21 protein-coding genes and 1 pseudogene are annotated in these 21,084 nt (G+C 45.6%); 16 read left to right on the top strand and 6 right to left on the bottom strand.

From position 1 onward, the window contains the following. The first annotated feature begins 139 nt into the window (after positions 1-139). Together ASF12_RS07355 and ASF12_RS07350 are read left to right on the top strand one after the other, a co-directional pair. Complete coding sequence (locus ASF12_RS07355) at positions 140-637, top strand: RNA polymerase sigma factor (RefSeq protein WP_056031562.1); 498 nt, start codon at positions 140-142, stop codon at positions 635-637. After that, a complete protein-coding gene (locus ASF12_RS07350) occupies positions 618-1,190 on the top strand; it encodes a hypothetical protein (RefSeq protein ID WP_056031559.1) in 573 nt (190 codons plus the stop codon). The genes ASF12_RS07355 and ASF12_RS07350 overlap by 20 nt, the downstream gene beginning before the upstream one ends. A 171-nt stretch (positions 1,191-1,361) precedes the next feature. On the opposite strand, the gene ASF12_RS07345 is transcribed toward ASF12_RS07350, so the two are convergent. Together ASF12_RS07345 and ASF12_RS07340 are read right to left on the bottom strand one after the other, a co-directional pair. After that, positions 1,362-2,609 carry a histidine phosphatase family protein gene (locus tag ASF12_RS07345; protein ID WP_056031556.1) on the bottom strand — a complete coding sequence of 416 codons (1,248 nt, stop codon included), beginning with the start codon at positions 2,607-2,609 and terminating at the stop codon, positions 1,362-1,364. Between the two features lie 67 nt (positions 2,610-2,676). Continuing rightward, positions 2,677-3,582, bottom strand: coding sequence for a hypothetical protein (locus ASF12_RS07340; RefSeq protein ID WP_056031554.1), 906 nt, complete (start codon positions 3,580-3,582; stop codon positions 2,677-2,679). A 226-nt stretch (positions 3,583-3,808) separates the two neighbouring features. On the opposite strand from ASF12_RS07340, the gene ASF12_RS07335 reads away from it, so the two are divergent. Together ASF12_RS07335 and ASF12_RS07330 are read left to right on the top strand one after the other, a co-directional pair. Then, on the top strand, positions 3,809-5,074 hold the full coding sequence (locus ASF12_RS07335; RefSeq protein ID WP_056031551.1) for a hypothetical protein: 1,266 nt from the start codon (positions 3,809-3,811) through the stop codon (positions 5,072-5,074). A 245-nt stretch (positions 5,075-5,319) separates the two neighbouring features. Next, complete coding sequence (locus ASF12_RS07330) at positions 5,320-5,631, top strand: hypothetical protein (RefSeq protein ID WP_155972863.1); 312 nt, start codon at positions 5,320-5,322, stop codon at positions 5,629-5,631. Between the two features lie 197 nt (positions 5,632-5,828). On the opposite strand, the gene ASF12_RS07325 is transcribed toward ASF12_RS07330, so the two are convergent. Continuing rightward, positions 5,829-6,482: an Imm50 family immunity protein gene (locus ASF12_RS07325; RefSeq protein ID WP_056031547.1), complete on the bottom strand. Its 654-nt coding sequence runs from the start codon at positions 6,480-6,482 to the stop codon at positions 5,829-5,831. A 190-nt stretch (positions 6,483-6,672) separates the two neighbouring features. Between ASF12_RS07325 and ASF12_RS07320 the strand changes: the two genes are divergently transcribed. Further along, on the top strand, positions 6,673-6,912 hold the full coding sequence (locus tag ASF12_RS07320; protein WP_056031541.1) for a helix-turn-helix domain-containing protein: 240 nt from the start codon (positions 6,673-6,675) through the stop codon (positions 6,910-6,912). Positions 6,913-6,921: 9 nt separating this feature from the next. Here the strand turns inward: ASF12_RS07320 and ASF12_RS07315 are convergent, their stop codons facing one another. Beyond that, a complete protein-coding gene (locus tag ASF12_RS07315) occupies positions 6,922-7,995 on the bottom strand; it encodes a hypothetical protein (protein ID WP_056031538.1) in 1,074 nt (357 codons plus the stop codon). 642 nt (positions 7,996-8,637) lie between these two features. Here ASF12_RS07315 and ASF12_RS07310 point away from each other — a divergent pair. The 8 genes and pseudogenes from ASF12_RS07310 (at position 8,638) to ASF12_RS07280 (ending at position 15,444) form a co-directional block, all read left to right on the top strand. Continuing rightward, positions 8,638-8,955, top strand: coding sequence for a transposase (locus tag ASF12_RS07310; RefSeq protein ID WP_056031535.1), 318 nt, complete (start codon positions 8,638-8,640; stop codon positions 8,953-8,955). An 11-nt stretch (positions 8,956-8,966) separates the two neighbouring features. Further along, a pseudogene (locus ASF12_RS36510) lies at positions 8,967-9,736 on the top strand (IS3 family transposase); the annotation flags it as partial. A 1-nt stretch (position 9,737) separates the two neighbouring features. Then, positions 9,738-9,935: IS3 family transposase (locus ASF12_RS35500; RefSeq protein ID WP_235533072.1), on the top strand; the 198-nt coding region annotated here is incomplete at its 5' end. 528 nt (positions 9,936-10,463) lie between these two features. Continuing rightward, positions 10,464-11,030 (top strand): RNA polymerase sigma factor, encoded by a 567-nt coding sequence (locus ASF12_RS07300; protein WP_235533071.1) that lies wholly within the window; start codon positions 10,464-10,466, stop codon positions 11,028-11,030. Then, complete coding sequence (locus ASF12_RS07295; protein WP_056031526.1) at positions 11,002-12,624, top strand: DUF4179 domain-containing protein; 1,623 nt, start codon at positions 11,002-11,004, stop codon at positions 12,622-12,624. Before ASF12_RS07300 ends, ASF12_RS07295 begins: the two co-directional genes overlap by 29 nt. A 122-nt stretch (positions 12,625-12,746) precedes the next feature. Continuing rightward, positions 12,747-13,892, top strand: coding sequence for a glycerate kinase family protein (locus ASF12_RS07290; RefSeq protein ID WP_056031523.1), 1,146 nt, complete (start codon positions 12,747-12,749; stop codon positions 13,890-13,892). A gap of 158 nt (positions 13,893-14,050) precedes the next feature. After that, complete coding sequence (locus tag ASF12_RS07285) at positions 14,051-14,977, top strand: hypothetical protein (protein WP_056031520.1); 927 nt, start codon at positions 14,051-14,053, stop codon at positions 14,975-14,977. A gap of 53 nt (positions 14,978-15,030) precedes the next feature. Further along, positions 15,031-15,444, top strand: coding sequence for a VOC family protein (locus ASF12_RS07280; RefSeq protein WP_056031517.1), 414 nt, complete (start codon positions 15,031-15,033; stop codon positions 15,442-15,444). A gap of 78 nt (positions 15,445-15,522) precedes the next feature. Here ASF12_RS07280 and ASF12_RS35495 read toward each other — a convergent pair whose 3' ends face one another. Further along, entirely contained in the window at positions 15,523-15,999 is a 477-nt protein-coding gene (locus ASF12_RS35495) for a hypothetical protein (protein WP_081418654.1), read from the bottom strand. Positions 16,000-16,142: 143 nt separating this feature from the next. Continuing rightward, complete coding sequence (locus tag ASF12_RS07270) at positions 16,143-16,940, bottom strand: AraC family transcriptional regulator (protein ID WP_056031511.1); 798 nt, start codon at positions 16,938-16,940, stop codon at positions 16,143-16,145. 180 nt (positions 16,941-17,120) lie between these two features. On the opposite strand from ASF12_RS07270, the gene ASF12_RS07265 reads away from it, so the two are divergent. The 3 genes from ASF12_RS07265 to ASF12_RS07255 all read left to right on the top strand — a co-directional run bounded on the left by ASF12_RS07265 (position 17,121) and on the right by ASF12_RS07255 (position 20,344). After that, positions 17,121-19,070, top strand: coding sequence for an alpha-L-arabinofuranosidase C-terminal domain-containing protein (locus tag ASF12_RS07265; protein WP_056031506.1), 1,950 nt, complete (start codon positions 17,121-17,123; stop codon positions 19,068-19,070). Positions 19,071-19,376: 306 nt separating this feature from the next. After that, the gene (locus tag ASF12_RS07260) at positions 19,377-19,778 is read left to right on the top strand and encodes a ribosomal-processing cysteine protease Prp (RefSeq protein WP_056031499.1); all 402 of its coding nucleotides are present in this window, start codon (positions 19,377-19,379) and stop codon (positions 19,776-19,778) included. Between the two features lie 32 nt (positions 19,779-19,810). Continuing rightward, on the top strand, positions 19,811-20,344 hold the full coding sequence (locus tag ASF12_RS07255; RefSeq protein WP_056031496.1) for an isochorismatase family protein: 534 nt from the start codon (positions 19,811-19,813) through the stop codon (positions 20,342-20,344). Positions 20,345-21,084: the final 740 nt, after the last annotated feature.

Here is a 21,084-nt window from a genome sequence, read left to right as displayed (position 1 = left end):
CATGTCATGCCAATGTCCTTATTCTATCTCTTTTAATGGAACGGATATTTTAGTGGAAATCATTAAATGCTAAAAAAATTAGACGCAATGAAAAATATTAGAACTCTCAGTTGTATTAAAAGTGAAAGGGGGTGCTGAGGTGTACAATTCATATGAGCTCAATGAATCTGTACGGCGGGCCTTGGATCTATATTCACAAAGCATGATCAAAATTGCCTTTGCGTATTTGAAAAATATAGCTGATGCGGAAGAAGTGACCCAAGAGGTATTTCTCACCTATTTGCAAAAGCGCCCTGTATTTGAAAACAATGAACACGAAAAAGCATGGTTGATTCGAACAACCATAAATAAAAGTAAAAATATGCTGAAAACAGGATGGTTCAAAAGCAGAAATCCTGTTCCCGAAGATCTTAGCTATCTCCCACCGGAAGAAAATGGGGTCTTGCAGGCTGTACTAGCCTTGGACAAGAAGTATCGGATTCCGATTCATCTGCACTATTATGAGGGATATTCCATTAAGGAAATTGCCGATATTTTGCAGACCAAGTCGGCAACGGTAGGAACATGGCTCGCAAGAGGACGCCTTATCTTAAAAGAGAAGATTGGAGGCCTTGAGGATGAAGAAATCTGTTTATAAATCCGCGATGTCCCGTGTGAAAACAAGTGAGAATTTTCAAGAGGCAACCTATCAGAAGCTGATGTCGGAAATGGAAAAGACAGCACAACCAAATTTGATCAATCAAAAGGAGTCGTTTAAAATGGAAAAAGCTAAAAAAAGAACGTTAACAGGTTGGACAGTTGGTATTGCAGCATGTGCAGTATTATCGGTAGGCATCTTCGCGATGAATCAGGATACACCAAATACAACAAATGTGCCAAATACAACACCCGAGTCGGCTGCTGTTGCAACAAAACCTCCTACGAGCGGCAAAGCGGTCGTCAATATTGAGGGCGTGATTACGGAAGTAAGCGAAGATGGAGCAAGCTTCAAGGTTGGCGACTTATGGGTAACCGTAACCCCAGAAACCGAATTGGGTATCAGTGGGCCAACGGCTGCCGAGCCGTCTGAAGATCTGCTGCAAAAGGAATTTAAAGTTGGCAATATCGTATCCGGATTTACGACAGAGGATGTAAGCACAGGAAAAGTGAATGCAACGCGCATTTACAATAATATGGCTCCACAGAAATAAGATAACTATGCCGATGAAAGCTGAAAGAGAGAGTGAAAAACTGCAAGACCGCAGAGAGTTATCCCACTGCGTTCTTTGCAGTTTTTTTAGTGTATGGAGGAATTTCCTCAGTTACTTTCCATCGTGTTGCAGCCTACAGCGGTATGCTTTTATTTCCTTTAAATATTTTTGTTACCTCAAGGTTAATTCACGAATATCGCTACTGTGCTTAATCAAAGCTTCCTGCAGCAAGTCCAGTACCTGCACTACGGTATAGCCTTTTCCCTCGCCCAAGGGCTTAAGCCATACCATCCCTAGATGAATGAAGTCATCGTATTCTTTAAGCTGATTGTTAAATGTGAAGTGATGAGCAACAAATACTTGATTGAATCCTTGCTTAGGGACTATTTCTAACAATTGAGGTAAATGATTCTTCTGGATAAGCCGCGGCTCAATTAGAATATTTTTCTCGCTGAAAGCTAATTCCGCCGTTTGTCTCGCACGGTTGATCGGACTGGCGCTAACCGGCAGTTGTATGGGGATCTTTTTTTCAGAAAGCAGCTCGCCCAATTTCCTAGCTTGCTCTTGACCTGATTGACTCAACATAACCTCATCATTATCAGTACTTTCAGGCTGCGCATGTCTAAAATAGAGGTTGAATCCACCTTCGAGAAGCAGCGAAAAGGGATTGCTTACTGTTTGCAGCCATTTTTTTAGCGCCCATCCGGTTTTGGATAAACCAGGTTGCAGGACCAGCAGATTTTGCTGCTGAAGCAGATTTGCCATCAATTCGTGACTACTTTGCGCCGCCTCCATTCCTAGCGCCTCCGTTGTTATTTCCACAATTGAGCTTCCAGCAACCGTCCAGATTTCAATACTTTCTTTCACCCCATTCCGTTCTCCTTGATATTTTTGAGCAGGGATCGGGCCATACATATTTGATTTAGATAACATCTCCTTAAAAGTTATCTCGCCCCATTGCTGCAATCGCAATGGTTCCGGCGCATGCTTCATCAATGTTATTTTCCAATCACTGGTATCGTTCAGTTCAGAAGCACTTACTTTTACCTCATAGGAAAGGTTTAACGATTGATGCTCCCCGGTCCAATCCACTTCTTTGTTAAGGGAAGGATCGTTCAGATCAAAACCCAATTTCTCTGCTTCTTGAATAGCATTTTCAATCGTCATTGTCCCTTGAAGAGCAATTCTCTTTTTGAAGGTGATTTCCCAGCGATCCTTCCCTTGTTTGAGACGTCCACGCAAAATCCAGCCTTTACGGTACAAATCCAATGCAGAAGTATCCAAAAATCGAATATCCAGTTGCTGATGCTCAGCTTGGTCCAGATGAACAAGGTCGGTGCGCAGTTCATGTTTATCCGTAAGTACCTGGTTGCCATCCAATAAAAATTTGATTTCATACGGCATTTCGGTTTGACTCATTCTAATTCCTCCATTCGCAGAAATGAATGTAATAATAAAAAAAGCGGGGGAAGCCCCCACTTTTTGCTTAATGTGCTGGAACTGCTTCTTTGATCACCGGGTAGAAAGTTCGTGCGTCTTTCTTCTCATCTTGAGTTCGAAACACGGTGATATCAAGCTTCTCTCCATTAAGCTCAACCGGGATATGTTCCCTGCCATCGAGAAACGCGACTGTACCGAGAGCAAGTAGGCCTTCTGGGCTTGTACCGACAAAAAAACCTCCGATATTTTTAATCAGCTTTGTTTTTTTGCCTTGATTATCTATTTCTTCCAAAGAGTATTCAATCGTTATCACTTCAGCGAGCTTACTAGCTTCTATTTTATTTACTTCTACATGTCTAATGAAAACAATCGAATCTTCTTTTTCCAATTTGACGAAGGGGCCATCGTTAATCAAATAATGGTACCAGAAATGATGGCCGCCCAATTTCCTCCTTTTACTGCCCTGCTCGCCTAGAAACACATGCTCAAAATAAGAGGTGCTGTTTCCTTTAATTAGTTTGAACCACAGTGCTTTCAGCATGTTCTTCCAATCATCATCTGAATTCCCAGCCGCAAGATGTCCGTTCGATTCAGCATATTCCCGAGCAATTTGCATGGGCTTAGTTCCAATAGCAAATTGTAAGAAATCATTGACCTCAGCTTGTTCCTCAGGAGAAGTTGATTCCTTGCTTCCTACTTTCCAATCATAATTATCATGCAATTTAATAAATAAGTCGTACGAGGGCTGTTTGCTGTCAGGAATTAGGGTTTCCTTAAATACTGTAATCTCATTCTTTTCACTTCCTGGCGTTGAAGCTTCATCGGGCTGCGGGTTCATATCGACGATAACGTAACCTTGTGCAGGGTCCTTTTGATTGTCACTAAGTCCTTTAATCAAAGGGAGGATTCCGTTTTCCTTCATATCCGCTTCCCAAATTTTTTGAAATGTCATCAGTGTATCCCTCCAAAAATGTGTTTTTGAACCTGTAACATCTTGTGTTTTTGAACCTGTAACATCTTGTGTGTTTAAGACCGCTTTTATGTATCAAATTACGACAGCCATAATAAGTTAATATAATTATTATGACCTTTATATACCAAACAAACGATTGATAATAACACTGAATTTAGGTAAATATAATATTCGTTGTCAGCTCATAAACAAGGAGGATACAATAATGTCGCAAATGTTAGATGCTAACGCACGAGAAAATGGAACGCGGTTTTTAATCTATCCGCAAAGCAAAACCATTCCTGGATTCGAACAACCCGAGGTGGTTTATCTTAATGCTCAGCCAGGCTCGATTCAGAGCGGACCGGAAGACAACAGAATATACGTGGTTGATGCTGTTAATAAGATTCCTTTTGGCTTTGAGGGTTCCCCTGCGTTCAAGTACAGATATGAAGGTGAACAGAATCCGCCCGTGAAGCCCGATGCAGACGGCCATTTTGATCATATTCGACCGGGAACGCATGAGTTTTCAGCAATGACCATGTTTGCCACGGTAAGGCGTGTAATGGAGATTTGGGAGGATTATTTTGGACATGCCATTAAATGGCCGTTTTCGCCGCCAAAACTTCTGCTAATTCCCAGAGTGGAATGGGACAATGCTCACTCAGGTTTGGAAGGTTTTTTGGAGTTCGGTTTTCCTAGAGGAAGAAATGGCAGAATAGATCATAATGATGCCTATTGTGAAAATTTTGATGTATTAGCGCATGAAACAGGCCACACCATTAATTTTTCGGTTTTAAAAGGGTTAGATGAAATTCAAAATTCTGATCAATTAACGCCTGAGTATGGCGGGCATCATGAGGCTTTTGGCGATCTAGTGGCAATAGTGGCAACCTTACATTTCGATTCTGTAATTAAACGGTTGCTGGATAACACGAAGGGGAACTTGTTCTCCCCTAACGAATTAACCCGACTCGGGGAATTAAGCGGTGGCCGATCCATACGCATAGCATTTAATGATTTCAAAATGAGTATGGTTGGGCGAGAACCACATGCTTTATCCCAACCATTTACGGGAGGTGCCTTTGATATATTAGTAGAGATGTTTCAACTTAATTTAATTGAACAAGGCTTAATTTCGCAATCGCTTGGAGATCGCTCGTTTCATGCAAAGGGAGATGAGATTTCTAAAGTGCAACGGGAATTTGAAGCCCTTTATCCAGGCAAGGAGGAGCAATTTACGAAAGCATTGCTGGATGCCAGAGACACATTTGGTAAGCTAATGGCCACTGCTTGGAGCAACACAGAGGTGCAAAAATTTAGCTACAACAAAATGCTGGGCCATATTTTGGATGCAGATCGCGAGCTTTATAATGGAAAATATGAAAAAACCATTCGTGGCTGTTTTGACTGGCGTGGAATTACGGCCTCAACCAGATTTCAATTTGATTCGATGAAAACACATCTTGTAGATGAGCTGCTGCCCGTTTAAATGAGGGGCTGAAATGGATTCAAACATTCCCTGCAGATCCGCGCGGTTTTGTAGGGAATGTTTGAATCAAAAATCCCTCCCAAAAAGATACTAAAATGATGTTAGCTCCCGCTCTGTAAAGAGTCAGGGGGCTAATTGTTTATGAATAAATGGCCAACCGAAAATATACGCATCTTAAGCAGTATTTAAAAGGGGCGCAAGAGGCGCTTCTGCATTGAACGTACATTATCCAGAAATCGTGACGATTGAACCGCCGCCATCTTTATATGTATGATGTACCATTTTCGATTTGGCGAATTATCCATTATAATAAGCTCAACAATAATATGGATATTGGGGGCGGTGTTTTCAACATGGCGATCCTTACTTTTCTCATTATCGGCTGGGTCCTGAATTGGTTTAAATTCGAGCGGGTGTTTAGTCAAGCCTTTAAAGAGCTATTTAACAAAGAGGTATCATCGGCAAGTTACTACTTCCTATTTTTTGTCATAGGGGTTTTCGGTGAAATTGTGTTACTGATTCAAGGTGCCTACTACGATTATTTCTTGCAAAAATAGCTGATAGAATAGGCTTTGCAGCATAATAACCGATATCGGTATTTGGGCTCACAATGAGCCGGGAGCTTCTGATATGGCTGGTGTTTCTTCGCATAATGCCCGTTTTCTTGATAAAAATAAAGCGCTTCTGCAGCAGTAGTTTGGAGAAAGCGCACAGCAGCAGGCTGACGCCGGTCATTGACTGGTGCCAGCTTTATTTAACTTTCCCAGCTAACATGGACGCTGCGGCACAGAAATTGTCCGCCAAAACCTTCTTGTGAGTCGATGACAACATGTATCGCTTCTTCCTGATAAGTAAATTCCAATTGAAAAATAGTATTGTGCTCCTCGACAGTAGAGAGATTCTCTTCCTGGACCCCATCAAAACGGAAGATGACATTTTTCGCTGCCTCTTCAACTAAGGAGGGCTTAATAGCAATGGTCAAGCTTTTCTCCTCGCTCGAACCTTCATTTTCCCCATCCCAGCTTGCATCCATTATTTCATCGTAGTGAAAGGGAGGAAAATAACCATAATGTGCAATGAGCTGCTCCGCACCTTGAATCGACTGGCGTGGGGAGAAAATCCGCTTGATCTTATGCGCTTCCTTTAACTGCTCCTGATACATGGGGGCTGTGAAGAGCAGCAGCGATTCCGGATTAATCTCCATCACGATCGCTGTGAAAGCGGCCCAAGATGAAGTGTCAATTGTCCCCGTGGTCACTTGAATGTGATCATAGCGAAGCAGCTCTATTTTTGGCGAATGACTGAGCTTTAACCGATATCCTAATGTATCCTGATGCGCATGGGGGAAATGCAGCCATTCTGGCTCTACGGACAGCACACGGATGCTCCACTCTGCTGCCCTATTCATGCTTTTTCCTCAAGGGTATTTATGTAGGCCAGCGGATTATTTTTCATATCAACCTCACCTTTACGGAATAAAATATTAGCTGCTGCTCGAAATTTATAAATAGCCCGACATTGGGGAATTATTCTAAGGGCGGAAAAAGGCGACTGATCCGCTTTCTTATGAATAGCCAAACATAGTAGGAGGAGATTAAATGAAATTTGAACTTGGGCGCTGCTTGCTGCTTGAGCGATTAGCGGAAGCCGACATGACCATCGGTCAATTAACCGAAGCGCTGCATTATAAACACGAGCGGATGAATGATTTTATAGAAAATAAGAGAATGATGCCCTTGAAAACCGCTATTTCAATCGCTGATACGATTGGATGCTCGGTAAATGACCTATATGAATTAATCGCGCTAGAAGCCGAAGCCCCTCCCAGAGGCGAATAGGAGGCTCATCTAGGGCGTATGCCGCCAAGCCGAAATGCCGCCCTGCGAATCCAATTGTAGAAATAGCCGCCCCTCTTCATGGTACAAATCAGGACAGAAGGCTTCCTCTGCAGCTTCCTGTGCCCCGTCATGCCTATTCCATACGGTCATATTCAGCCCCCTCCCCCATAAGAACAAGCGATCACCATCTACTGCTAATTTTCCCTGTGGATGAGGATAAACATTCTCTATTGGTGAAGTGGTCTCATAGGCAGGGGCCTCTCTTAATACGATTGAACGTTCACCCGTCATCACATTGAACACCATAACGACAGGCAATGCGCCTTCATCCGGCAAATCCTCCTCATCGAATAGATCGCCATCCACTTGTCCCCAGATTGCAATGGTCTGCGAATCTACCCAAGCGGCGGGCAAGTCCCAGTCCACAAGTATTTCCCAAGGTGAGGATACGGAAGCACCGTCTTCCGACTCACGAGTGTTTTTAAGCCAAGCTCGGACATTCCAGGACCGAATAATACCAACAGGCTGCCATACCCAGCCCGTATCTACAACCCACTGCTGATCCGGCGATACATAAAGTTTGGCGTGAAAATAATTAAGATAGCCGTCGTCTTCATATTCGGCCTGTGGACGGCTGCTTAGAAGCTCCCCTGTCAACACATCGGTTAAGTCCACACGATTCCACAGTGTTCCATGAATGAGCAGAGATCGTCCGTCAATCTCGGCAAAGGCTAACGGAAAGGTACATACCTCTGAATGATAGTCGTCTCGAGACAGCTTCATCATTTGTTGACGGGCGAGCAAATCATAAACTGCGGCGTGACGGCCAAAACAGTTCGAAACCGCTGCATATTGCCCATCTTTACTGATTACGACTTGCACGGGATGATGAATATTGAACTCAGGGATATCCACTTGGAGCAGTTGTTCAGCAAGTCCTGTAGCAAGGTTCAGCTTCCACAATTCACATGCATGATTTAAGGCAAGCACCGACCTATTTTGCTCATTAGGCAAAGGATGCATAACAGCGATAGGACCTGGGGAGGCGCTAAGCGCTGGCAAAGAAATGTGATGCAATGGCATATTACCACCCCTTTTCATTAATAGCTCTATTTTAATCTATTCCTATGTATCTTCCAAATACTAGGGCGTGCAAGCAAACCGGAGTCGGTCTACTGCGTCTTGCTTAGCGCTTATTCGAAGCGAATCTCAAAGCAAATTTCAAAGCAGATCTCAAAGCAAATCTCAAAGCAAATCTAAAAGCAAATCTAAAAGCAAATCTAAAAGCAAATCTCATCTGACGATTCAAGACTTAAGGAGCCGCAGCGTGAGATTGTTGCTAAGACCATTGTCGCTAAGACCATTGTTGCTGAGGCCATTGTCGCTAAGAACACGCGGCTCGGAAAGCTCGCTCCTTTTTTTTGGAGGACTGAGGTTCCGCTATTCTGGCTTTTTCAACGATTTTAGGCTTTAAGCGGACAGGAGATCCGTTATCTACCTAATAATCCGAGCAAAATGGCTATTGGAAGTGCATTAGCGTCTCCTGTGTAACTAGAATAAAAAGTGGACACAGCGTTAAGGAACGCCTAATAATAGACGTAACGAAAAAGAAGAGGTGTCCGCGAGTGGGAGAACAACGGCAACGATACAGCTAGAATAAAAAGTGGACACAGCGTTAAGGAACGCCTAATAATAGACGTAACGAAAAAGAAGAGGTGTCCGCGAGTGGGAGAACAACGGCAACGATACAATGAAGAATTCAAAAGACAGACGGTTAAGTATGTACAAGAAAAGACCAAGACCATAGCCGACATTTGTGAGGAGCTGAATATTCCCAAAAGCACCCTGCATCAATGGATCGGTCAATATCGAGCGTTCGATCAGGAGGAGGTCAACTATCCGGAAAAAATCCGTAAGCTCGAACAAACCCTCAAAGAAAGGGAAGCGGAAACCCGCCGTAAAGAGCGGGAAATGGCGGATCTGAAAGAAGAAATGGCGATTCTAAAAAAGGCGCTGCACATCTTCAGCAAAGAAAAGAACTAAGGTTCTCCTTCATCGAAGATCATCGCTCCGAATTTCGAGTGGAGAAGATGTGCCAGGTGCTTCACGTATCCAGGAGCGGCTATTACAAATGGCGCACMGCAGCGCCGTCCGGAAGGCAGCAGCGAAAAGAAAAGCTCACCCAGCGAATCACGTGGCACTATGATGACTCGCTATTCCGTTATGGAAGCCCCCGTATCTACAACGAGCTTCTAAAAGAAGGCTGGATCGTATCGGAGCGTACGGTCAGCTTTATTATGCGCGAAAAGGGGCTGCGTTCCTGCATGTCACGCAAGTTCCGCGTCACCACAACCGATTCGAATCACGAGTGGCCGGTCGCACCGAACGAGCTGCAGCAAGAYTTTTCGGCGACCAAGCCCAATGAGAAATGGGTGGCGGACATCACCTACATTCCCTGTCGCCAAGGTAAGCTCTATTTGGCGAGCATCCTGGATCTCTACACGAAACAAATCGTAGGCTGGCAATTAAGTGATCACATGACAACGGATCTGGTACTAGACGCCCTCAAGCAGGCTTACGCGGCGAAAAAGCCAGAAAAAGGACTCATCCACCACTCCGATCGCGGATCGCAATATGCGTCAAAAGCCTACCGTGAGCAACTCAGCACCTACCAGATGAAGGCCAGTATGAGCCGGAGAGGAAACTGCTACGATAACGCTTGTATTGAAGCCTTTCACAGTATCCTAAAACGTGAATTGATTTACTGTAATCCCAAATTTAAGACCAAGCAAGAAGCCTATGAGCAGTTGTATCGGTATCTGGANGCTTGTATTGAAGCCTTTCACAGTATCCTAAAACGTGAATTGATTTACTGTAATCCCAAATTTAAGACCAAGCAAGAAGCCTATGAGCAGTTGTATCGGTATCTGGAGTTCTTTTATAACCGAAAACGTTCAAACAGCACGCTTGGCTACATGTCACCCTTGCGTTTCGAACAGCTTTATTACGAAAAAATAGCATAATGGGCGTGTCTACTCTATTGACAGAAGAGCAGAAACAGCACGCTTGGCTACATGTCACCCTTGCGTTTCGAACAGCTTTATTACGAAAAAATAGCATAATGGGCGTGTCTACTCTATTGACAGAAGAGCACTGAGTCCGCAGCCTGTCCCATAACCCGTGATCCTAATAAAATAGCGTCTGCTGTGTCCGCCAAAATTATCTTTGTGCAGGGAGTAAAACTATGAAACCAAGCGCATAGAGCTGCCTTAAGGTACGCTTGTATATATTCATGAAGAGTAATATTTCCAGTAGAAGAGGCAATACGATTGACGCTAAATTCAATCAGGGTCTGGCTTGCTTACGTTTGTATACACGCCTTAGTTGGTCGGACGGCTGTTTTGGAGGACTGGCGTCTTTTTTTGCTGAAATAAATGCCAATTCACCACAATAGGCTCAAAAACTTTTAAAATCAAGTGAGAGAATTAGCGAGGATGGGGAGTCTTAGTAGTGAGATAAACAAAAGTCGCACCGTAAGAGGAGGGAAGCAAGTGGAGCTGAGAGACGATCATATGATAATCAAAGCCGTGCTGAACGGAAATAAACAAGCGTACGCGGATATCGTCCGGCGCTATCAAAATAAGCTTTATGGACTGTTTCGAAAAATGGGCTCTTCCGAGGCTGATGCTGAGGATTTGACGCAGGAGACGCTGCTCAAGGCGTACCGCAAGCTGGCATCGCATAATCCGGTGCAAAGCTTTGCTGGCTGGCTTTATACAATAGCTGTTAACTTGCAGAAGGACGGCTGGCGACGGAAAACAGCAGAATCCCCCGTGCAGGATGAAGGCTGCGAACGCGAGACACCCGAATCCAAGCTGCTGCAAAAAGAGCTGCGCTCTGAGCTGGACCATCTGCTGGAGAAGCTGCCTGAGCATTATCGGCTGGTGCTGGTTCTCCGCTACACGAACCAGCTGAGCCACGAGGAAATCGCCAGCATAACCGGCATGTCTGTACGGCAGGTCACCAACATCGTTCACCGCGCTAAAATCAGACTGCGGAAAATGGTAGAAGCCAAGGAGGGACAACGTTATGACATTTTGGAATCGTACAAAAGCTGAAACAGCCGGTCTTAAAGCGGGGGCTGAAGCAGCGACACCGACACCAACACCAACACCAACACCGACGATGGAAGATAAAAAAATAGAAAGCGTCTTGTTCGAGGACAAGCTTCAAGACGATTTTACCGATCGGGTGATGCTGGAGCTGGAGGGCATCGACATAGAGCCAGCGGGAAATCGTGATCCGCTTGATCTTGAGCCGGGCGCCTCATCTATTGCCCATCAAGTCAAACGTCAATATGCGGTCAGAAAATCTTCAAGACGCAAAGCCTGGGGGCTTGCAGCCGCTGCCGTCGTGCTCGCGGGAAGCACGCTGCTATACGCACAACCGACACTTGCGGATATGGTGCGGTCGCTTTTTGCCCAGAACAGTTATGTGGATAACGGCATGAAGCAGGCGCAGGAAGCAGGACTTGTGCAGCATCCGGATGCCAGCGCCGAGGATCAGGGTTATACGCTGAAGGTTAACGAAGTGATAGCCGATTCGACCCGTCTCATTGTAGGAATCGACATTTATGATGCGAAAGGAAATCCGGTAGCTGGCGAAATTCAATCTACTAATGGGAATTTCAATCTTTTTGATGTAGATAGAGGGCATATTGGAGATATCCCTTATGGAATCATGACGGGAGGCAATACGACTACGAGCCGATTCGAATTTGTTTTTAGACGGCCAGTATTGAAAGACAAGCTGCAGCTCGACGCTTACATTAACCAGATCGCCTTGCATCAAGGAACACCGGGTTCGGATGACTTTTCGTCTAAGACGGTCAAGGGTCGATGGGCGCTGCGGTTCGATGTCGATTTGAGCAAGGCGAAAGCCCAGACGCTGCTCACCCCTATCGGCATTTCTTATGAGACGCCAAGCGGCATTCGGATTCAGATGCAAGGAGCAACCCGTACGCCGAGCGGAGGCTCGCTTGAATTTACGACGTCGCTGACGCCGGAGGCGGCGAGCAGGGCATTAAACGGTCAAAGCGGGTTTAATCTGTTAAACTACCATCTGGAGGATGAACAAGGCAATGTGCTTGAGAAGAGCCCAAGCATGACGGAAATGGAATTTTCAAGCCGTCGCTACGAGTTTGACCGATGGAGCGGGTTGACGAAATGGTTTTACCAATTCGATGATTTTGCCTATGACAAGCAGCAGATCCGGTTTGTGCTGGACAGCTATATGATTCGGGAAAAAAGCGAGGCCTCGGTCGTCTTTGATCCGTCTCAAGCTTCGGCCGAAAATCCTGTCCTATTTGAAGACGCTGGCGATTCATTGCTGCTCAAGGGATTAACGGTCAACTCAGATGGGGTAGGGAAAATTCCAATTGGGGGAACGTTCAGCAATCCCAACTTTGCGTCGGATACTTGGATCGCCGTTGATGAGAATGGCAAGGAATACCGGATGTCGGTTGGCGGGGGATATAGCCCTGAACATCCGAATTTGGACGATGGGGCTGATCTTGGATTCGTGATGTTTGGCATGAACAGCATGCCGAAAGAGCTGACGATTAAACGCACGGTCATCAATCGCCAGTACAAGGATGCCGACTTGTCTTTCATCATTCCGTCAGAGGGAACGACTGGTGTCATTCCGCAATAAGCCAGCGGGGCGACAGCGGATGGGCGTTGTCCCCTATGAAACTGTAATTTGGGGTATGATGGCTATTGCAGCTACATGGATTTACGGATTTCTCCTTTCAATCACGAGGATGGGGTGAAAAAATGAAAGAAACGATATTCGTGCTGGCACCAGATTCATTCAAGGAAAGCATGACAGCAAAAGAAGTCTGCATCGCAATGGAAAAAGGGCTAAGGAAAATCTATCCGGCAGCAGGTTATATTCATGTCCCGATGGCTGACGGAGGAGAAGGAACGGTGCAATCCCTTGTGGATGCTACAGGAGGGACTATACATTATAAAGAAGTAAGCGGACCGCTTGGCCAGACCGTAACGGCAGCATATGGCATTCTTGGCGACGGTACAACGGCGGTTATCGAGATGGCATCGGCCAGTGGCATTCATCTGGTGACGAAGCAAACGAAAAACCCGCTTTGCACCACTACTTACGGGACCGGCGAAGTGATTCGCGCTTGCTTGGATCAGGGAATCCGCAAAATCATTATTGGAATCGGCGGCAGCGCCACCAACGATGGGGGAGCGGGCATGGCTGAAGCGCTCGGTGCAAAATTCCTTGATGCACAAGGACAGGCACTTTCGCGTGGCGGAGGGGCTCTGGAACACTTGGCCCGCATCGATGTGTCGATGCTGGATGAGCGTTTGCAGGAAGTGCAGTTTATTGTCGCCTGCGATGTGACGAATCCGTTATGCGGGGAGCATGGCGCTTCGCAGGTATTTGGTCCGCAGAAGGGAGCGACGCCGGAAATGGTTCAGCGGCTGGATGCGAATCTTTCACATTATGCAGATGTCGTTAAGCAGCAATTGCGTAAGGATGTTCGAGACATACCGGGCGCAGGCGCAGCTGGCGGATTGGGGGCAGGCCTATTGATTTTCACGCAGGCGGTTTTGCGCAAGGGTATTGAAATTGTAATTGAATATACAGAACTTCGAGACAAGTTGGCTGAGGCCGATGTCGTGTTTACGGGTGAAGGCGGCATCGATTTTCAGACGAAATTTGGCAAAACCCCCTACGGTGTAGCACAAGCGGCCAAGGAAGCGGGCAAGCCGGTCATAGCTATCGCCGGATACATTGGGGAAGGAATCGAAACGTTATACGCCGAAGGCATTGATGCTGTGTTCGGAATTGTTCCAGGAGCCTCCGATTTGGAGAAGCTTCTGAAGGAAGGTCCAAGCAACGTAGAACGTACTGCCGAGAACATTGCAAGGGTGTTGAAATTAACGAAAGTTTAGGAGAGCTGCGGGCTAATTCAAGACAGTTCAATAGAGACGAGCATGCCCGCTTTATCCTTTGCCATACTTCTACCCTGTTCAGCAGCACCGTGCTCACACATAATTCAGTTATTGAATACCGACGGTGCTTTTGATGATATCGAAGGGGAGGAACGGATATGTTTGATAAAACGGTAACGCTGCAGCCTTATGCGGATATGTCTGTGCATATGGAGGGCTTTGAGGTGGTTTCGGCCCAGCTCGGCGGTGATGAATGCGTGTATGTACTGCTGGTTAACCGCATCCCGAAACGGAAACGAGGCGTGCACGTCCCATCAGCACTGAAGGAAACGTACACCTATAAGGTGCTCATCATAGAAGATAACTATATGGAAGCAGTGGTGATTGAGGGACAGCATTTCAATTATCATTATGTGCAGCCCCTTCGGAATAAACTGCTGTTAGTCGGTGCGCGCTGCTCTTATTATGGCTTAGAGAGATATGATTTGAACGCCAAAGTATGTGACTATAAGGGCGAGACCGTTCGGGAATTTATGCTGGGAGACGGCATTCAGAGCGTGCAGGTAACGGAGAAGGGCACCATTTGGACCAGTTATTTCGACGAAGGTGTTTTTGGAAATAACGGGTGGAATCATCCCATTGGGGCACAAGGTCTCCTGGCTTGGGATGAGCATGGCAACAAAATATACGAAGACCACACGTCGAATATCGCGGATTGTTATGCGCTGAATGTCGTGAATGAACAGGAGATCTGGTTCTATTTTTACACGGACTTTCTGTTAGGCCGTATTTCAGGCGGACCCGAGCAGGCTAAGGTTACCTATATGAATCCGAATATTTCCGGCTCCGCCGGGTTTTGTACGGATGGGTACCACTTTTTATTCGACGGCGGCTACGGCAAGCATGAGACCTTTATTTTGAAGAAAAATGAAAAACGAGACAGCTTGAGTAAGGGGCACAAAATTCATTTTTTGAATGAGCAGGCGGAGCCGCTTAAACCGCTTACTCAAGATTTTCGAGAAAACCGTGTGCTGTTCAGTGAAGGCAACTATTTGTACAAAGTGGCGATTGAAGAATTAATTTAGTTCATATAGACTTAGGAGAAAGTTAGAACGAAGCGAGTAAGGGAGCTGCCAGGATGAAAGTGCAATTAGAAGGCATTACCGTATTATCGAATGATGTATCCCGGCTGGCCAGCTTTTATCGTGATGTACTCGGATTTAAAATCGTAGTAGAAGAAGGTCATTATGCGGAGTTTGAAAATAATGGGGTTCGTTTGGCGATATGCTCCAAGCCGTTAATGGCGGATAATACGAACGACCATCCTTCGTTTACAGAAGAGCATAAGGGACAGGCGTTTGAGCTTAATTTTCAATGCTCTTCTCCAGAAGAGGTTTATGCTCTTTATGATGAATTTGTCTCAAAGGGAGCTACAGCGATTACAGCGCCTCAAATAAAGGCTTGGGGACATACAACAGGCTTTTTCGCTGATCCGGAAGGCAATATTCATTCGTTGTTTGCGCTCAATCCCATCAAAGCGAGTCCACAGTAGGCATTAGACAAACAGACAGCCCGCATCTCATGTTATTAATGAGTGAAGGCTGTCTGTTCTTTTTGCCCAATCGTTATTTTATTCGAGTCCTGCCTGTGCTTTGGATAGCAGCTTTCCTTTGTTGAAAGAGAGGATAGCATTCGCTCCTGTATCTCCTGCGCCATAATAGGAGTAGACGATCATATCTGCAGTTTCGCTCAAGGCGCTACCGTCACCGCCAACAATATTTTTCACCTCATCATAGGTCATGCCAATCACAATCTGCTGATACTGATCAAAGGTAATTCGAACATCGTCCCCTTTGTCAGCCGGGCCATTATCGCTTGGCGCAGACGCATCGACACTGCCGCCAGCTTGATTAATGGCTACAACCGTTGATTTGAGCTCTTCCAGCTCTTGTTCCTTAGCGGCAAGCTGCTGTTCCAGCCCTGCAACCCGCTCCTGCAGGCTGTCAAAATCCGCCTGCGTAGGTCCCGAAGAACCACATGCTGAAAGGGTAAGCAGCGACAATATAAGGGCCACTCCACCTAACCATCGTCTATTATTTTTTTTCATAGAGACAACCCCCATTTTAAGATGAACTCGCTTTTATACAGCAACCAACAGTTTCTGGAAAGAAAAACAATGCCGCCATCCAGTTTACCATAGCAAATACCTGATGTAACTAAGGCTTTGGCTCTGGTCCTAATTTCTTAGTCTTATGTTCTGCTTCCAGTTAACTGAATCGCTTCTCTATATTGGCTGGGCGTTTGTTTCATTTGCTGCTTGAATTGCCGCATAAAATGAATTTCATTATTATAGCCGCACATCTCCGAAACCTTCTTCACGGAAATATCCGTCGTTGAAAGCAAATATTTCGCATGCTCGATTCGGCTCAGAATCAAGTCCGTAATCGGGCTAACGCCAAAAAAGTCCTTATACAAGTGTTGAAAACAAGATTTGCTCATCGTCAGCTCATGAGAGAGTCCGGCTATCGTCCACGGAAGAAAAGGCTGATTGTACATTTTAGTGCGGACAATCGACATTTTATTGTAGTGGGTGCTGCTGATTTCTTTATTGGAAACATGGATTTTGTTGCTTAGCTTAATAAAAAACAGCTTCAAATATAATTGAATCGTTTCTGATTTGAAACGGTTGGAGGAATAGTTTTCATAGCACAAATGGTTAATCATCAACGACAGCTCGTTCATGTCGCCAATGCGGACGATTTGATTTTGGGGGATTTCTAGCTCAGCGAGCAGAGCTTCATCGCCCTCCTGCAGCTTGAAGTGAAACCAGTCATTTGTAAACTGCGCTCCGCATGCGCGGTACATTTGCGGCTCGTCCTCGCTGTAAAGGATGAAGGAATTCGGTTCAGTCAGCATTTCGGAGCCATTTAAGGTGAAAAATGCAGGTGTTTTCAAAAGCAGCAGCATATAGTCGCCGGAGCCTTGCGGCCTATTGATAATAAAATCGCTATCGTGGCTATGATTAAAGCCGATATTTCCAATATTCATAAGCGCCTCCATGGATGCGGGGTATGCCCATTGTATAATCCGCTTGCTGCGTTGTAAATATAATTTGCACAATAGGTTAGTAGATGCGCATAATGTGTAATTGAATGCCCATGCCCTTCTAAATTATGCTGAATATATCAAATTCAACGTTCAGCGTGACGTGGCAAAGAGGGGATATATATGCAAATCCATATAACGAATCAACGTGGCCCTGCTATCGAGAAGGGCATGATCGGACTGTTTTTCGAAGATATCAATTACGGGCTCGACGGTGGTCTTCATGCGGAAATGATCGAAAACCGTTCCTTTGAGTTTTTAGAGACAACAGGGGACAAAGGCAGTGTTCAGGAGACGTATGCCGGACTTTATGGCTGGAGCGCATATCCGCAAGCTGCAAGCGGCGCTATTTTGAATATCGAAACGGACAAGCCGCAAAACACGACAAACCCGCACTATCTGGCGTTCACCGCGACGGATAGCCAGAAGGCTTTTACGAATAAAGCGTATGATGGCGTTTGTTTGAAGAAGGACGTGGCCTATCACGTCTCTTTCTACGCACGAGCAGAAAATTACTCAGGTGGCATTGAAGTGTTTGTGGAGAAAAATGGCAAGAATATGGCTTTTGCTGAGGTTACTTCATCCGTCAAGGGCGAATGGATTCAATACAAAGCGGAGCTGCGCGCTAGCGAGGTCGTTTCTTATGGCGCTTTTGTCATTCAACTGAACGAGCCGGGCACCGTCTGCTTTGATTTTATTTCCATGATTCCCGCAGATGCGGTGTTGGGACTGTTCCGCACAGATTTGGTAGAGCTGCTGAAGGATATGAAGCCGGGATTTTTGCGGTTTCCCGGAGGCTGCGTCGTAGAGGGCTACTCTCTGGATAACCGTTACCAATGGAAGCATGGCATAGGAAAAGCGGAAGAGCGGAAACCAAATACCAACCGCTGGGCGCTGCATGGAAATAATGAGGAAAACCAGTTTATGAGCCCGTACAGCCACTATAATCAGACGCTCGGAATCGGGTATTATGAGTATTTTCTGCTATGCGAATATTTGGGGGCGAAGGCAATCCCCGTTTTGAATGTTGGACTCGCTTGTCAGTATCAGTCTGATGAGCTCGTATGCGTCGATACGCCAGCTTTTCAAGAATACATTGACGATGCTCTGGATCTGATCGAGTTCGCAAATGGACCAGCAGATTCGCCATGGGGACTTATTCGGGCGCAAATGGGGCATCCAGAGCCTTTCGGGCTAGAGATGATTGGTCTCGGTAATGAGCAGTGGGAAACGGAGCATGTCGATTTTTATAAGCGCTCCGATCTGTTCCAGCAAGCCATTCATCGTCAATATCCTGGGATGAAGCTTATCGGCTCAGCAGGCCCGGATATTTCCTCTGAAAACTATGAAAATGCGTGGAAATATTATAAAGACAGAACAGCGAAAAATCCGGATTTCGTGTACGCGGTAGACGAGCATTATTATGTAAAGCCGGAATGGCTGTGCGAAAACGTCCATTTCTATGATAAGTATCCAAGAAACATTAAAGTGTTTGCTGGCGAATATGCGGCTCACCATGGCAATGGCATGAACGCGCCCCATTTTAACAACTGGAGTGCCGCTTTGGGAGAGGCAGCCTTTATGACGGGGCTTGAGCGGAATGCCGATGTAGTCGTCCTTGCTTCTTATGCGCCGCTGTTCGCAAGATTGGGTTATTCTCAGTGGTCGCCGGATATGATTTGGCTTGATGGCGAGCATTCCTATGGCAGCCCTAGCTACTATGTGCAAAAAATGTACAGCACGCTTATGGGAAGCGAACTGCTTAAGGTCGTCCATGACGACGAGGAAATTCCGTTCTCCGTCTCCTATGATGCAGAAGAGGGCGCGATCTTCGTGAAGCTGGTCAATACGCTCGATCGTACCGTTCGGGTAGAGCTGAAGAACGAATTCCAGCTCACCGAGGATGCGGAAGTTTATATTATGCAAGGCGGAGAAGAGGCGGTCAACTCTATCGAGCTTCCGCTTAACGTAGCTCCGCAAAAGCACGAAATCAAGGTGAGCAGCACGATGGAATATGAGGTCCATGCGAAGTCATTTCATGTCATTAAGATGTTTTGCAAGGATGGGAAATAGGGATAGCTTTAACGGTGCAATAGGAGTTATGACGGTGGGTTGAACAGGAACAGGAACAGGAACAGGAACAGGAATAGGATCAGGTGGGGCCCAGCAACGACCAGTCAAGCGGCGGAGATTAGTATCCGTTGCTGGGGCTGGTCTTTTTTTTGTGAGGGGAAATGGGCCTAATTTCTAGCATCGCTTCGAATCAGCTATACGTCGGTCCAGCAGCATGCTATAGTAAAATTTAAGCAGCAGCAGGGGAATTATCCCATTTTCAATAGCGGACTTAGCATTTTTGAACCGACCAAGGAGATGGATTTCATGGAGCATGATGATATCAACATAAGAATGGATAGGCAAAGGGACATATTAGCAGAGGAGCATAGAGATCCTTTCGTAATAACCTTTTTCACCTACGCCAATCAGGATATTTATGGTTTTGTAGCTAAGGGCAGCACGGGATTTTCCAAATATGGCTTAGACATTATTGCCGCAGCCGTATCCACGCTTACGATTAATGCCGTTAACTCTATCAATCAATTTACAGATGACAGTCCTGAGGTAGACATGGGCAGGAACTATATGAAATGCATCATTCATGAAAAAGTCAGTAGGGATTCGCAAATTTTATTGCGATCACTCCGGTTAGGCATGGAAGACATTCAGCGTTCATATGGCGAGCAATATTTGATTATTGAGGAAATAAGGGTGGAGAAGAATTGAATTGAATTGAAATAGACAGGGAGAGAACCGAGATGAAACAAGCATTAATCGTTATCGATGTGCAGGAGGTTTTTTTTAACTTGCCGGAAAATTACTTATATCAAAAAGAGGACTTGGTGCTCCGCATTAACCAATGGATTGCGACTGCACGAAGGGCAGAGGTTCCGGTGATTTTTATCCAGCATACGGATTATAACAATAAAAATGGAGAATTTTATGTCGATTCACCAGATTGGCAGTTGCATCACGGACTGGATATTAGGCCAGGGGATGCAGTCATTCGAAAAACGACATGGGATTCGTTCCACAACACTGAATTGCCTGTTGTTTTGGAGGGGAAATCGATTGAACAGCTTATTTTTGCTGGAGCACAAACCGAATTTTGTTTGGATACAACGATTCGAGCCGCGTACAGCCGTGGCTATAAGTCTAATATTTTGGCGAAAAATAGCCATAGCACCCTTGCGAACGCTGTGCTGACCGCTCCTCAAATTATTGAGCATCACGAGCACATATGGAATGGAAGGTTTGTCAAGATTCGCGACTTAGACGAGCATGTATTTTAACCCTGTATGGCCCATTGCAGTTGAAAAATGCTGTCAACGTTTCTCAACGAGCCGCCGCCACTTTTTTTGATCTATTTTCAGTGAATCTGGAAACTCGATCCTTTTTTGAAGGACTGAGATTCCGCTATTCTGGCTTTTTCAACGATTTCAGGCCGTAAGCGGACAGGAAAGCCGTTATTGCGCTCCTAATTCCGACAAAATGGACATTTACTGCGCATTAGCGGCTCCTGAGTCCGCAGCTTGTGCCTTAACCCGTGATTCGGTTAAATAGCGGCTTCTGAGTCCGCCAAGTCTATCTTTGGGCACACGCACTAGATTGTATTCGCTCTATTTCATATCCCATTTCCTTCATAGCGGCAAGTCCGTCCTCGATGACAAGCATTTTCGTCCCAGTCCATCCGCAGCTTAATCCATATAAGAGCCACTCGCGAACCCGTTTGGGATGATTGAGATTGTAATTCTCTTCAGGCATGTTGTTACTATTATTAGCCAATATAAATCCCGAATTTAGTGGACACCCAGCGATAGGATCATCCCATGTGCGTATGCGGATGTGTAAAGGGTGGATTTTGGAATCCTTTAAATAAATTTTTAGTTCGTGCATACAGGTCTGGCTTTCGACTCGCATAGACAGCGTATATTTATAGTCTACTCCGTCGATTGATATACTGCGCAGCTTGTTCTTCAACTTGATCACCTGTTCATATGAATTTGCTGGCGTTGTTGTACCGTATTTCTTG

Source organism: Paenibacillus sp. Leaf72, assembly GCF_001422685.1.
GTDB lineage: Bacteria > Bacillota > Bacilli > Paenibacillales > Paenibacillaceae > Pristimantibacillus.
Note: the sequence above shows the minus strand (reverse complement) of the source record. Positions and strands in the feature narration are given on the sequence as shown.